The sequence below is a fragment of the Specibacter cremeus genome, from assembly GCF_003946885.1.
In the GTDB taxonomy this organism is placed as follows: Bacteria; Actinomycetota; Actinomycetes; order Actinomycetales; family Micrococcaceae; genus Specibacter; species Specibacter cremeus.
In genome coordinates this window covers 27186-41512 of record NZ_RWKQ01000041.1, presented here as the reverse complement: position 1 = coordinate 41512, position 14327 = coordinate 27186, and the positions used below count along the sequence as shown (strand labels likewise).

Sequence of the window (14327 nt, the reverse complement as noted above, 5' to 3'; positions counted from 1 at the left end):
ATTATCCCAGGAAAGCCGCCATTCCGCACTCAGACCCACCGATTCTTGATCTCGATTCTGGACGTTCTGAATAACCCTCCATGGGCATCCCTATAACCCAAGAATAGATCAAACGTCACGAATTTGGGCCAATTTCGTCCCATTTTCAAGACGACGGATTCTTTATGGTCATGCCGGAGATACCGTCCAAGGGACCACGGCGACGCGCCAGCTCATTCGGCACACCGACGAGACGGCGAACCTCTTCTTCACAGAATTTACGGACCTTCGCCGTGTGTCGTAGTTCGAATTCGTCGCCGTTACCGGAGCGCGCCGGTCGAAGATGGCGTTTCGCTGAGAAGGAGCTACTACCTCGCGGACCAATCAGTGGCCACCGGGATTCGGATGGGCTGGCATGCGAGCGCTGCCTGAGGCACTGTTCGATGGGGGTAATCCCTCCGCATCCATGCCCGATATAAGACTCAGAAAGGCGCGCCAGGCATCGTGATACAGCGAATAGAATGCATACCACATGTCAACGATGTCGGGGAGATCCTGCGTCTCGATGGCGTATTGAGGCTGTTTTGAAGCGCTTTTCTTCAACAAGACCGGACGATGAGTCTTCGGACCCGGGCGGCCATCCTCCATAGGGCGAATGGAATGAACGAGTTGGTTCCGCCGATCCGCCCACGCGCGATACCGCTCAGCCATATCCGCGACGACCCTACTGCGTTTTCCGATCAAGTCAAGGCCATCGGCAAGTTGGTTTCCTGAAACGCCGAATGCGCCACGGTCGAACACCATTTCCTTCTTTCCGTAGGCGGCAACCAACCCGAGGACGTGTTCAGCTTCTGCAGCTTGCATCACGGTCATCCCTACAAGTCGGGCCAACTGCTCATGATGCCAGCCTTGTTCGGGAATGCAGCTGCGTCCATCCCGTCCACGCGGCGGAATCAGGGGCGTTTCGATGAATAATTCTTGAAGAAAGGCCGCGTCCGTGTCGGACAGACCATGCATCCACCGCTGCCCCGGCGCGCGCAGCAGCAAGCCTCGCCCGGCATCGACTTCCACGGAACGGAGCACGGCGCGGGGAAATTCAAGCGCGCCGCTGCTCCCATCCACAGGGGCCAGCAGGACCCGATCTCCGCCGACAATGAGAACCTGTCCGTGCCCGTGTTCGTCAAGACCCAGAGATGCGGCAAATACGAAGTCTCTTCCGGCGAGACCCAGGCGATCAGCCATTCTCCGCCCCTCGGACAGATGGTCAACAAATTCACTTGCGACTACTGCATCTTCGACGTTCATACAAAGGAGCCTACGCAGTCGCCCAGCCCCGGCGCGCGAAACACAGCACCCGTGCCTTGACGTCGTACCTTTGTGGCCCACCACCAGACGTCCACGTAGGCAAGCCCCGTTCTGGTGCAGACGTTCGTCACCCGGCAAACCGGTCCTCGGTCATGGCGACGGCCGCATCCATCACGGCCTTGGCCCGCATTTCCTTGATCGCTTCGATGGGAGAGACCTCACCCAGCCACGGGTTGGCACCGACAAACCACAGCCTGGCAACATGTTCTCCCTCGACACTTGAAACGGCCGTCCATGCGCGGTGTGCGAGCTGGAGCCGGGCCTGCGCCTCGGGGCGGGGCATGGTCCCATTGGCTCGCGCCCACCGGTAGCTGATCTTCGGGTCCTTGCTTCCGGCCAGTGCCGCGACCAGCGTCGCCCCCAGGGCGCCGTTGAGTTGCCGCACGATCTCGCGAATCCCCAAGCGCGCTGTTCCACTGTGTGCGGCTCCGACGTCGATGGAAATGCTCACGATATGCCACTCCTCCCNAATCCACTGTTCTGCCACCGCCTTGCCTGCCTGCCACGAACTTAGCTTGTCATTTACCTACCCCACCGGCATCCGGATCCCCGACACCGACATGGCGGCCCTGCCCCTCACCCGCCACGACTTCCACGGCGACTGGAACCACACCCTCCGGACCGACCAACCGGAATAGCCGCGTGTTATTTACTGGCAAGCCCTAACGGCACCGGATCGACCCCGTGGAGAAGCACAGCGCTCCTGGCCCCTGCCCCTGGTACGCGAGGGCCGTCGTCGTCCTTGCCCAGCAAGATGACCACGGACCGATACGCCGTCGATTTCGCAGCCGTGACAGTCAAGCGCCGCGAGACCGGCAAACGTGGCGGGTGCAACGGACCGTATGCAACGCGCCCAAGTGTCAGGGAGACGAAGAAAGAGTGACAGAAGAGCATGTTCTGTCACTCTTCTGGGCGAGGACTGACCTTTCGGGGAAACGTGGATGAGCCGCACCAGCCTCGTGGACGGCACGGCGACAAACAGCATGCGAAATCTCGCCTCAGCTTGCCGGCCACCGCGTGGCCCAAAGCGAACTACGAGTATGTCGTCCGGGAGAGTCCGCACCCGCCGTTCACACCTACGGCGACGCCCTCCAACCGTTTTCAGCCATCATGCTGCGCCGCGAATCGTCAGCCTCATCCCAGCTCGAGAATCTGACAGTCAGTGCCAGAAGCCTCGGAGAAGCCGAGCTGGGCGTCACCGATCGACTGAACGCCACCATAGTCGTGCGCAACGTGAGGGCAATGGAAGCGGCGTTGGCCGCGGCCGACGAGCTGAGCGCCGAACGGATCCTTGACATGCACTTGGCGCTGTTGGGCGAGTTCGAGACGGCCACGCAGGTCGTCGGCTCCTGGCGGCGGGAGCAGGTGTGGATCGGCACGGGCAGCGTCAGTCCCTTGGGGGCAACGTTTGTTCCACCACATCACAGCCGCGTTCCCGCACTCGTTGGCGACTTGGTCGAATACATCCGCCGCGGCGACATCGAGCCGATGATCCAAGCATCCATCGCCCATGCCCAACTCGAGACCATCCATCCCTTCACCGACGGGAGCGGGCGCACTGGACGCGCCCCGCTGCAAGCCACGCTCAAGCACCGCGAAATCACCAGGCACACGCGGTGCCGCTCTCTGCCGGGTTGCTGGCCAATATCAACGCCTACCACGAAGCCTTGACGGCGTACCGCGCAGGCGAACCGGATGGCGTCATTCGCCTGTGCTCCGAGGCTGCGCTCCGCGCCGTTCACAACGGCACAGCCCTGGCCGAAGACTTCCGCCGACTACGGTCGAGTTGGCGAGACAAGATCACAGCGCGTGCGGATTCGGCCGTATGGCCGGCCATCGACCTGCTCGTCAAACGACCCGTCGTCAACCGCGACGTGCTGGAAAAAACTCGGGTTCGATTACCGGCGCGCCATCCGAGCCATGGGCGCCCTGGAAGAAGCCGGCACAGTGGTCGGCGTGGAGAAGTTCAAACGCGGCCGCTTCTGGAGGGCCCGGACGTATTGGACCTGCTGGACGCCTTTACCCCAATCAACTTTGCCCAATCCACCGGACGCCGACGGACCGCATAGTCCCTGACCAGCGCACCATGCGCGGACAAGTCCAGCCTGCCGTTTACTCGACGGCGACGTTGACCTCGCGCGAGACGGCCGTGCCGCGCTCCACTGTCCGTGACACCGTGCAGTATTTGTCATGCGAGAGCGCTGCGAGGCGGTCCACCATGCCGGCTGCCTTTCGCCCGTCCTCTGTGTCGGGAAAGGCGACGTTGAAGGACAGGTGCAACCCGTCCATGCGGTTGGCGCCGTCCTCGACCACCTTGTGCCCGCTGGCATCGATCCGGAACCGGGTGGGCTCGCAGCTGCGGGCCGTCACCGTGTCGACGTCGATCGCCGAGCAGCCGGCGATGGCTGCCAGCAGCAGCTCGACGGGGCCCAGTAGCCCTTCGCCGTGCCCAAACTCGATTTCTGCGCCCGCGGCGTTGCGCACCGTGTAGCGGGCTGTGGCCGTGCGGGTCAGCTCGACGGAACGCAGCGCGGGGTCATCGTTTTCGCTCATGTGCCCATCATGCACCAGCAGGCGGGCGGGCCGGGAGTGCGGCAGAATGTTCCCCATGGACGTACAGGCATCTGTCCCGGCCGTGGGATCGCTGCGGCGCAGCATGTCGCTGGGCCAGCTCATTTTCTTCGGGCTCGTTTTCATAGGGCCCGCCGCGGCGGTGGGGATCTTCGGCACGCTGGATGCCAAGTCGTCGGGTGCGGTGGCCGCTGTCTACGTGGTCGCCACCCTCGTCATGGCCTTCACCGCCGTCAGCTACATGCGCATGTCCCGGGAGGTGCCGCGGGCAGGTTCGGTCTTTGCCTACGCGGGCACGGGCATCGGCCCACGAGCCGGATACGTCTCCGGCTGGATGATCCTGCTCGACTACCTGCTCATTCCGTCCGTGGCGTACATGTTCACGGGGATCGCACTGAACTCCCTGTTCCCCGCCGTCCCCATCTGGGCCTTCGTGGCCGTCGCGGTCGTGGCCACAACAGCCCTCAACGTTGCCGGCGTGCGGCTCGCGTCCAAGGTGATCACCGCCGTCGTCCTGTTGGAGGTGCTGGTCCTGCTGGTGGTGCTGGCCTGCGGCGCCTATGTCCTGGCGGTGCACGGGCCCACGCGGCCGTGGCTGAGCCCCTTCACCGGGGTCGGCGGCTTCTCGCCCTTGGCCGTGATGGCGGCGGTGTCCGTCGCCGTCCTGTCATTCCTGGGGTTCGACGCGCTGGCCACCTTCGCGGAGGAGGCCAAGGGCAGCGTCCGGTTGGTCGGCCGGGCGACGATCCTGTGCCTGGTCATTGCCGGCGTCCTGTTCGTTGCGCAAAGTTACGTCGGAGCCCTGCTCTCCCCCACCACCCCCGCGCAGCTTGCCGCCAATCCCGGACTCCAAGGCGCCGCCTACTACACCGCCGTCGGGAACAGCATCGGCCCCTGGCTGCATTGGCTGCTGGCACTGTCCAAGGCCGCCGGCGCCGCCTTCGCCGCCATGGTGGGCCAAGGTGCCGGCAGCCGCATCATCATGGACATGGCCCGCGAACGGCGCCTGCCCCGCGCGCTGGCCCGGGTCTCCGTGCGCACCGGAGTCCCCGTGCGCAGCATCCTGGTCACCGCGGCCGGGAACATCGTGGTGGCCCTGTGGGCGGCCACCCGTGGCGACGGCTTGGACATCCTCAGCTCGGCGGTCAACGTCGGGGCCCTGACGGCGTTCATCCTGCTCCATGTGTCGGTGATCGGCTACTTCCTGGTCAAGAAGTTGGCCCCCGAGCCCGGAAACTGGTTCCTCCACGGCGCCGTCCCCGCCGTCGGGGCGGTCCTGCTGGTACTGGTACTGGCCTCCGCCACGCCTCTTGCCCTGGCGGTGGGGCTGGCCTGGTTTGTGCTGGGGCTGGTGGTGGCCGCCATCGTGTACCGGCGGCGGGCCTCGACAAGCTCGACCACCGGGGCTGATAACCCCGCATAACAGCCCGCACAGCCACCGAGGGAAGCCCCCTGCTGATAGCGTCAAGACTGACAACGACGGTCTCGCGGGGAGAATGACAGTGACCATGACCACCGGTTTTTCCGAGGCCGCCTGGGAGGGCCTCGCCTTGGACCAACTGGCCGAGCCGCTGGGCTGGCAGCCCAGGCACGGCGAGGCGATCGCCCCGGGCACCGACGAACGCGAGTCGTGGGCGGAACTGTTGATCCGCCGTCGTCTGCTCGACGCCATGCGCCGGTTCAACCCCACGGTCCCCGAACAGTACCTGCGCCAGGCCGTCGCGGAGATCGCCACGCCCGCCTCCAACGATGCGCTCGCCGAGAACCACCGCATCCACACCTACCTGGTGGACGGCTACCGGCTGAGCTTCATCGACGCCGACGGCACCGAGAACAACCCCACCCTGCGGCTCGTCAGCGCGGAGCCCAGCGACAACGACTGGCTCGCCGTCAACCAGGTGACCGTGGTGAGCCGGGAGCACACCCGGCGCTTCGACGTCGTGCTCTACCTCAACGGCATGCCCGTGAGCATCGTCGAGCTGAAGAAGGCCGGCAGCGAGGCGGCCGACGTCGCCGCCGCACACGCCCAGCTGCAGACGTACCTGCGCGAATTCCCCCTGGCGTTCCGCTTCTGCGTGTTCACGCTCGCCTCCGACGGCATCACCGCCAAATACGGCACGCCGTTCACGCCGCTGAACCACTTCTCCCCGTGGAACGTGGACGACGACGGCGTGCCGGTCCCGCCGGGCGCGACGGTGGACGGCGAGGCCCTCACCGCCCTGGATGTGGCCCTCGACGGGCTGTACAACCAGGAACGGTTCCTGCAACTGCTGGCCTCCTTCACCGCGTTCGACGAGGGTGCGGACGGGCTGGCCAAGCGCATCGCCAAACCGCACCAGTACTTCGCGGTGACCAAGGCCGTGGGCAGCACCATCCAGGCGGTGCGCTCCAACGGCAAGGCCGGCGTCGTCTGGCACACGCAGGGTTCGGGCAAGTCCATGGAAATGGAGCTGTACGCGAACCAGGTGATGCGCCGGGCCGAGCTGCGCAACCCCACCGTGGTGGTCATCACGGACCGCAACGAACTGGACGGCCAGCTGTACGGGTCGTTCGCCCACAGCCTGCTGCTGCCCGAGGCGCCGGCGCAGATCCGGCGCCGGTCGCAGCTGCGCGAGGAGCTGACGAACCGGGTCACCGGCGGCATCTACTTCACCACGCTGCAGAAGTTCGGCCGCAGCAAGGACGAGAAGGACGCCGGGTTCGATCACCCGCTGCTGTCCGACCGGCGCAACATCATCGTGGTGGTCGACGAGGCGCACCGCAGCCACTACGACGACCTGGACGGGTACGCCCGGCACCTGCGCGACGCCCTGCCGAACGCCACGCTGATCGCGTTCACCGGCACGCCCATCTCCTTCGCCGAGCGCAACACCCGGGACGTGTTCGGCGACTACATCGACATCTACGACCTCTCCCGCGCGGTGGAGGACGGGGCCACGGTCCCCGTGTACTTCGAGCCGCGCCTGATCAGGGTCGGCCTGGCCGCGGGCATCTCGGAGGAGACGCTCGACGAGTCCGCGGACGAGGCCACCCTGGGTCTGGACGAGACGGAGCGGGCGCGCATCGAGGCGAGCGTCGCCGTCGTCAATGCCGTCTATGGCGCGCCGGAGCGCATCGCCGCGCTGGCCGAGGACCTGGTGGCGCACTGGGAGAACCGCGGCAAGCGGATGGCCGCGTTCATCGGCGCACCGGGCAAGGCCATGATCGTGGGCGGGACACGGGAGATCTGCGCAAACCTGTACGCCGCCATCGTGGCGCTGCGGCCGGACTGGCACGCCGACGAGCTGGACCGCGGCAGGATCAAGGTGGTGTACTCCGGCACGGCCTCGGACCAGCCGCCGGTCTCCGAGCACGTGCGCCGCGACTCGGCCAACGCCGTGATCAAGGAGCGGCTGAAGGACGTGGACGACGAGCTGGAGCTGGTGATCGTCAAGGACATGATGCTCACCGGCTACGACTCCCCGCCGCTGCACACCCTCTACCTGGACCGGCCGCTCAAGGGCGCGCTGCTCATGCAGACCCTGGCCAGGGTGAACCGCACGTTCCGCGGCAAGGAGGACGGGCTGCTGGTCGCGTACGCGCCGCTGGCGGAGAACCTGGCCAGCGCGCTGGCCGAGTACTCCGACACCGACCGGGCGACGAAGCCGGTGGGCCGCAGCATCGACGAGGCCGTTTCTTTGGTCCACGAGCTCGTCGACCGTCTGCGGGAGCTGCTCGCCGGACACGACTGGCGGGCCGCGCTCCTGCAGGGCGGGCCGCGCGCCTTCCTGAACGCAACGTGGGGCGCCGTGAACTACCTGCGGGACCCGCTGACGCCGGGCAATCGCGTCGGTTCAGGCGCGGACGACGGCGGTGANGGAGACTCTCGCTGCCAAGTACCGTCGCGATTCCTCCCGCCTGNGCCCGGGCGTGGGCGCTGTGCTCCGGCACGGAGGCGCTGGCCGGGTTGCGGCCGGAGATCGCCGTGTACGAGGAGATCCGGGTCTGGATGGCCAAGCTGGACGCGGATGAACGCCAGTCCCGCGGGGAGCCGATCCCCGAGGAGATCCAACGCATGCTGGGGCAGCTGATCGCCGAGGCGACCGCCACCGGCGAGGTCCTGGACATCTACGACGCGGCCGGCATGCCAAAGCCGTCGTTGGGTGACCTGACGCCGGAGTTCATCGCCAGGACACAGAAGGCCCGCAACCCGCAACTGGCCATCGAGGCGCTGCGGAAGCTGATCGCGGACGAGTCGGCGCGGACGACGGCGAACAATCCCCTCCGCGCGCGGGCGTTCTCGGANAAGAGGTACACGAACCAGCAGTTGACGTCTGCCGAGGTCATTGCCGAGCTGGTGGAGCTGGCCAGGGAGGTGGCCGAGGAGGGAACCCGCGGGCAACGGTTCACTCCCCCGCTGAACGCCGACGAGCTGGCCTTCTATGACGCCGTGGCGCAGAACGAATCCGCCGTGGAAANGGCGTGCTGGCCGAGATCGCCCGGCAGCTGGTGGCGGTGATGCGCCGCGACGTGCGCACCGACTGGACCGTGCGCGAGGACGTCAAGGCCAAGCTCCGGTCCTCGATCAAGAGGCNCGGCTACCCGCCGGACAGGCAGCCGACCGCGATCAAGCTCGTGATGGAGCAGATGGAGTCGATGGCGCCAAGGTACGCGCAGGCGCGGGGGTGACGCAGCCGGCCCATCTGCTGATTGCAGCAATGACCTGGTTCGCCACCAACAGTGGATGGATTGGCGTAGTTGCCACCGTTTCAGTTCCAGTGGCGGTTTATTTGTTGGGAAGAAAACTGGCGAAGAAGTCGACGCAGCAGCAAGAGGCCATCAAGGCATTGCAGGACAGCCAGGAGAAAATAGCGAAGTCTGCCCGCAGGGATGAAATGATCCGTCTGCTGCCCACCGTCAAACCTGGGTTGCATCTGGAGTTGCTCAAGCGCGATATGGACACATTCAAGGGAACGGTTGACGAATTGCCGTTGGCACAGGCGCTTCACTCAAATATCGGCGAACCATTTCCGAGTTCAGGCGAAATTTATTTTATGCTTCCTGTCATCGACCAGATCATCACGACGCTTGGCGATCGATACGGTAATCAATCGGACTATGAAGAATACCCCGACCTGCGAGACTTCATCATCGATTGCGTGACCTCAGAGAAATTTACTCAACGAGATCATTCCAAATTTGCGAACAGGTTCGCGAAATTTCTTGCCACCGACAACATTTCTCGCACCACCGTGAGTCATTCCTGGGTACGCAACCTCATAACGCGTGGCGCCTGGCCAATGGTCGCCCCACTTCTCTACCGCACCCAAGACATGCCCAACGATACTTCCGGTGGATCGAAATTCAATATTCTTTGCGGCGTATTCTTGGCAATCATCGATGAAGCGGACACAGACGACTCAGCTGTACCTGCCGAGAACGGACTATTCGCTCGGAACCCGCCAGTTGCGGCACCCGACAGAGCAGCGATTCATGCCGATGTCTTGCAGGCATTGGCCGACCTCATTCACCGAGGCACCTTCAACTCGTATGCCAGTTGGTCACAAGAAGGGGCCACCGACACGTGGACGGCCTGTCCTTCGTGGTTGATCGAGGTGGTCGGCATCGCCTGCCGGAGTGACGATCACCTCGAAATGAGGTGCATCCAAGGTCTCCCCGCCCTGCTACAGTCACTGGTCAGCGATGGCGAGATCGTTTGGGGGAAAGACGACAAGGCCATAGAGTCCGGGTTCAAGATGATCCGCGATCGCTGTCCGGTCCTATGGGGCCAATATGGCGCCGAATTACAGGAGCTCTCGGGCGTACGCATCACATGATCGGCACCCAGCTCCCAGCTCCAAAAATCCTTGGGAGTTTGCTGGGAGTTTAGTGAACCGGTGTCGCCGCAGAGTGCTAGGCTAACTCCCAACTCCCAACTGCATTGGGAGTTCGTTGGGAGTCACCGTGAAATTGCCGATGCCTGCACCGGACTACGAAGCGGCGTTCGGCGAGCTCGCCGCCCGGGGCACCGACGATCTGGTCCGTGTACTGCGAACGCCGCTGGACGATGACGCCTACCTGCATTGGGACCAGCTCCGGTACCGTGAGCCGCCCAAAGGATGGAGCCAGGAAGATTGGTGGCTGGCGCTGAAGTCGCGCCGACACCAGCAGCGACGCTTCGTTGGCTTGCGAGACAAGGCGGGCCACAAGTTCTCGTACGTCCTCACCGACAAGATCCTGAAGGCCTGCGACGAGATAACGAGCCGGGCGAGCGGTCAGGTTGGAGCGGCCGAGCGTGTCCTGACGACACGGGGACGAAACCAATACATAGTGAAGTCCCTTGTGGAAGAAGCGATCACCTCCAGCCAGCTTGAGGGAGCATCAACCTCCCGGCGCGTCGCCAAGGAAATGCTGGAATCCGGTCGGGAACCGTCCGACAAATCGGAAACCATGATCCTGAATAACTACGTGGCCATGCAACACATCAAGGACAGGGCTCAGGATCCCCTCACGCCGGAACGGGTTCTCGAGCTGCACAGAATACTGGTCGAAGGCACACTTGACGATCCGCGGGATGCGGGACGCCTGGAAACCCCCGACCACCAAAGAGTTTCCGTATGGGATCAAGACGTCCGAGTTCACATGCCCCCTCCTGCGGAGGAGTTGCCCGAACGACTCGAGGAATTGTGCCATTTTGCCAACGGCGATTCCGGGGAAAGCGGATATCTTCCGCCGGTCGTCCGCGCCATCGTCATTCACTTCATGTTCGGTTATGATCACTACTTCGCCGACGGCAACGGCCGCACAGCCCGTGCCCTCTTCTACTGGAGCATGCTTCACGAGGGGTACTGGCTCAGCGAATATGTGACGATTTCCAAAATCCTCAAGAACGCGCCCTCCAAGTATGCGATGACATACCTGTTCACCGAGGACGACGAGGGCGACCTCACATACTTCATCCACTATCAGCTTGAGGTGTTCATTCGCGCCTTGAACGAGTTGGACAAGTTCCTCGCTGCCAAGACTCAAGAGCTCCAGTCCGTGCGCGTCGCGTTGCGTTCCGATGGCGTCGACTTGAACCACCGGCAAATAGACGCCCTGGAGTGGCTGGCGCGTGACACCTCGCACAACCTCACGGTCCCGGCGTACGCGCGCAGATACCGTGTCGGTGATCAAACGGCCAGGAACGATCTCAATGAGCTCACCGAGCTTGGACACGTCGTGCGCCTCAAGGCCGGACGGGCCAACCTCTGGCGGGTGAGTCCAAGCTTGACCAAGAACCTCGGCATCTAGATCCAACTCCCAACTCCCAAAGCTGTTGGGAGTTCGATCCTGACGTATCGCCACGGAGGCCGGATCCATCCTGCCGATGGCCTGCCATTCCGGCGGGCGGCGCTGCTGCTCCAGCCACATTGTGAAGGCGTTGCTTGCACAATTGACCGAACGGACGCCACAGTCCTCGTGCCAGCGGTTCCGTCGGTGTCACTGACAAGCTCGACCACCGCTTCGGTGATTGAGCCCGTCGAAATCATACCGCGGGTCTGACAAGCTCGACCACGGGGGTCTCGGCGAACTCGACCACCGGCGTTTCGACGAGCCTCGACTTCGACCCAAAACGTCAGACCCTCCCGATGGTTTCTTCGTCACAGGGACTGCTCCGAGGAAGGACCGATCCGATGGCAGCCCAGGACGGCGGTGCNGCCCGGGCGTGGGCGCTGTGCTCCGGCACGGAGGCGCTGGCCGGGTTGCGGCCGGAGATCGCCGTGTACGAGGAGATCCGGGTATGGATGGCCAAGCTGGACGCGGATGAACGCCAGTCCCGCAGGGAACCGATCCCGGTCGGTNAAGAGGTACACGAACCAGCAGTTGACGTCTGCCGAGGTCATTGCCGAGCTGGTGGAGCTGGCCAGGGAGGTGGCCGAGGAGGGGACCCGCGGGCAACGGTTCACTCCCCCGCTGAACGCCGACGAGCTGGCGTTTTACGACGCCGTGGCGCAGAACGAATCCGCCGTGGAGGNGGCGTGCTGGCCGAGATCGCCCGGCAGCTGGTGGCGGTGATGCGCCGCGACGTGCGCACCGACTGGACCGTGCGCGAGGACGTGAAGGCCAAGCTCCGGTCCTNCGGCTACCCGCCGGACAGGCAGCCGACCGCGATCAAGCTCGTGATGGAGCAGATGGAGTCGATGGCGCCAAGGTACGCGCAGGAGCGGGGGTGACGCAGCCGGCCCATCTGCTGATTGCAGCAATGACCTGGTTCGCCACCAACAGTGGATGGATCGGCGTTCTCCCTCAGGCTGCCCGGGTCGACGTCGTGCACAACCGCGGAGTGACGCAGGCCGGCGATCGGTGTCGAATCTCATGGGCCACCGGCCGCTCCGGTCCCGGTGTCATCCATCAGCAACGGCCATGAGAGTCCACGGGACGGCTCGCCAAGTCCGCGCGCAGCCTTGGCGATGAGCCCATTGGGACGAGGTCGCGCCGATCCATCGCGGACTCGAGTCCATGCGCCGGTGGCCCGGCCGCCGACCGGCTTGCGGGCACCAAGCTCCGGACCTGCGCGCGGCTTGACAGCGTGCCAGTTGTAGCGTTTCCCGTTCCCCGTATGACGTCTGAATCATCGGGTTGTGGCGTAGTCCGGGCGCCGCCACGCACCGCTCGCGAGACCGAGTGGGCTGTCGCGCTCCAAGCCGACTCGACCCGTTGTGATGTCAGACCCGGATCCGCGAGTAGGCGGTCTTTGAGGCGGGATTCGCTGCGGCGGCGCGGATTTGGTTGAACTTTGGTGTGTGGGCGTGACGGTGTCCCGGCTCTCGTGTCGGGTGGACGGAGATTCCGGGGTCTCGGGTGGGCTTTCTCGTGCGGGCGGGTGGGCGTGGGCTGGTCTCAGCCGGGGCTGGGGAGTTGTTGGAGCCGTGGCAGGACGGTGGCCAGTAGGTTGGGCCCCGGGGGCATTCGCAGCAGGATCTCACCGGCGCGGCGGCTGAGCCGGGCCGGGATCATGATGAGTTCGCGGCGCAGGCGGGCGACGCTCCTGCGTCCGCGGCCGTTGCCGTGGCCGAGGCCGGTGATTTCCTGGATCCAGGCGGCGATCGCGCAGCCGAGCAGGGCCGCCCACATCCAGACACTGTTCACGGCGTGGCTGGCCGAGGGCAGGTGGCGCAGCGCGGTGCCGTGCTTGGCGTTGCGGTTCAGCTCCTCGATGTCGGTGCGGTGCCGGTACCAGAACTCGACCTGCGCGAGCTTCTCCTCGTCGGAGACGTCGAGGTTGGTGAGGATGAACGAGTACCCGTAGACCTCATCGATGCGGCCCTCCAACGCCAGGGCGAGCTGGTCCTTGGGGATGGTGCGGCGTTTGCGGGCCCGGGCGGTGGGGATCTTCTCCACCGGGATGCGGGTGCGCCGGGCGATGCAGGAAATGTTCGCCTCCTTCGGCCACGGCCCGGGCAGATACTCGATGATCGCGACCTCGGTGTCCTCCATGCCGACCGCCGGGGTCCAGGGGTAGCGGCCAAGGCCGGCCACGGCGGCCATGACCGTGGCATTGCGCTTGACCCCAATCGCGAACTCGATCCCACGCTGAACGCAGGCGGCGGCCAGCTCCGCGGCGAAATAGCCCCCATCCCACCGGCACCGGATCTTCTGGACGCCGGTGGGCAGGGCCGCGACCGACCGGTCCAGCAGGTCCACGGCGTTGCTGCGCGGGTCCTCGGTGCCGCCCATCAACTCCGCGGCCACCGGAACCGACGCCTCGGCCCAGAACCCGACGTGTGCCCGCAGCGTCAACGCCCCGGTGTAGGCGTGCGCCGCCTTCTCCTTGGTCCGGCCGTAGACCTCGATGTCGGTGGCGTCCCCGTCGATGGTGGCGACCTTCAACAACGTCGCCCGGCGCACTTCCGGCAGCAACGCCACCATGGTCGTGTTGATCTGCCCGATCGCGGTCTCAATGCCACGCAGATGCTCGCTGGTGAAGCGTTTGGCGATCCCGGCCGCCGTCGTCGACGCCGGGGTCGGGACCGGCTCAAGTTCCTGACCGGCCGTATCGGCCCGGCGCCGGTCCAACCCGACCAGGAAATCCTGCCCGGCCAGCTGGGCCGAGGCCACCGCCAGCACCAGCTGCCCGCCGCTCAACCCCCGGTCGCGCTCCTTCACCGGCCCGATCCCGGCATCCAGGGCGGCGGCCACCCCGAGCACCCGGTCGACCTCCCGGATCGCCTCGACCCCGGCCGCCGGCGTCAACCGCGCATCCGGCGCCCCGAGGCGCACCCGCCGCGCCCGGACCCGCGCCTTGCGTTTGTCCTGCTTGGTGCCCCGCCTCGTGCCCCGTAGACTTGCCACCGAACAGGTGTCCTTCCCGCATGGTCAATGTAGGTGTCGCAATCCCCATTTTCCCAAGCGAGAAGGCACTTGTTCGTTTAAACGCGCCGCGCGGGACC

The 14327-nt window shown here is 65.1% G+C and carries 10 protein-coding genes and 3 pseudogenes; 9 read left to right on the top strand and 4 right to left on the bottom strand.

Annotated elements, in window-relative coordinates; genetic code table 11:
* Window positions 1-363: 363 nt before the first annotated feature.
* Window positions 364-1284: a hypothetical protein gene (locus tag EJC77_RS15235; protein WP_125614420.1), complete on the bottom strand. Its 921-nt coding sequence runs from the start codon at window positions 1282-1284 to the stop codon at window positions 364-366.
* Between the two features lie 127 nt (window positions 1285-1411).
* Complete coding sequence (locus tag EJC77_RS15230) at window positions 1412-1795, bottom strand: hypothetical protein (RefSeq protein ID WP_125614418.1); 384 nt, start codon at window positions 1793-1795, stop codon at window positions 1412-1414.
* Between the two features lie 73 nt (window positions 1796-1868).
* Between EJC77_RS15230 and EJC77_RS21380 the strand changes: the two are divergent.
* From EJC77_RS21380 to EJC77_RS15215, 3 genes and pseudogenes are all read left to right on the top strand, one after another.
* A pseudogene (locus EJC77_RS21380) lies at window positions 1869-1982 on the top strand (ISAzo13-like element transposase-related protein); the annotation flags it as partial.
* A gap of 472 nt (window positions 1983-2454) precedes the next feature.
* Window positions 2455-3015 carry a Fic family protein gene (locus EJC77_RS15220; protein WP_125614415.1) on the top strand — a complete coding sequence of 187 codons (561 nt, stop codon included), beginning with the start codon at window positions 2455-2457 and terminating at the stop codon, window positions 3013-3015.
* A complete protein-coding gene (locus EJC77_RS15215) occupies window positions 2961-3413 on the top strand; it encodes a hypothetical protein (RefSeq protein WP_125614413.1) in 453 nt (150 codons plus the stop codon). The genes EJC77_RS15220 and EJC77_RS15215 overlap by 55 nt, the downstream gene beginning before the upstream one ends.
* Before the next feature lie 43 nt (window positions 3414-3456).
* Here the strand turns inward: EJC77_RS15215 and EJC77_RS15210 are convergent, their stop codons facing one another.
* Entirely contained in the window at window positions 3457-3897 is a 441-nt protein-coding gene (locus EJC77_RS15210) for an OsmC family protein (protein ID WP_125614411.1), read from the bottom strand.
* A 55-nt stretch (window positions 3898-3952) separates the two neighbouring features.
* On the opposite strand from EJC77_RS15210, the gene EJC77_RS15205 reads away from it, so the two are divergent.
* From EJC77_RS15205 to EJC77_RS15185, 6 genes and pseudogenes are all read left to right on the top strand, one after another.
* Window positions 3953-5338, top strand: a complete 1386-nt coding sequence (locus EJC77_RS15205) for an APC family permease (RefSeq protein WP_125614409.1) — start codon at window positions 3953-3955, stop codon at window positions 5336-5338.
* 73 nt (window positions 5339-5411) lie between these two features.
* Window positions 5412-7985, top strand: a complete 2574-nt coding sequence (locus tag EJC77_RS15200) for a type I restriction endonuclease subunit R (RefSeq protein ID WP_476712884.1) — start codon at window positions 5412-5414, stop codon at window positions 7983-7985.
* A pseudogene (locus EJC77_RS21160) lies at window positions 7874-8583 on the top strand (DUF3387 domain-containing protein). The gene EJC77_RS15200 and the pseudogene EJC77_RS21160 overlap by 112 nt, the downstream one beginning before the upstream one ends.
* The gene (locus EJC77_RS15195; protein ID WP_125614407.1) at window positions 8580-9731 is read left to right on the top strand and encodes a hypothetical protein; all 1152 of its coding nucleotides are present in this window, start codon (window positions 8580-8582) and stop codon (window positions 9729-9731) included. The pseudogene EJC77_RS21160 and the gene EJC77_RS15195 overlap by 4 nt, the downstream one beginning before the upstream one ends.
* A gap of 127 nt (window positions 9732-9858) precedes the next feature.
* On the top strand, window positions 9859-11187 hold the full coding sequence (locus tag EJC77_RS15190) for a Fic family protein (protein ID WP_240630280.1): 1329 nt from the start codon (window positions 9859-9861) through the stop codon (window positions 11185-11187).
* A 398-nt stretch (window positions 11188-11585) separates the two neighbouring features.
* A pseudogene (locus tag EJC77_RS15185) lies at window positions 11586-12110 on the top strand (type I restriction enzyme endonuclease domain-containing protein); the annotation flags it as partial.
* Between the two features lie 667 nt (window positions 12111-12777).
* Here EJC77_RS15185 and EJC77_RS15180 read toward each other — a convergent pair.
* Window positions 12778-14229, bottom strand: coding sequence for an IS1380 family transposase (locus EJC77_RS15180; protein ID WP_125614405.1), 1452 nt, complete (start codon window positions 14227-14229; stop codon window positions 12778-12780).
* Between the last annotated feature and the right edge of the window lie 98 nt (window positions 14230-14327).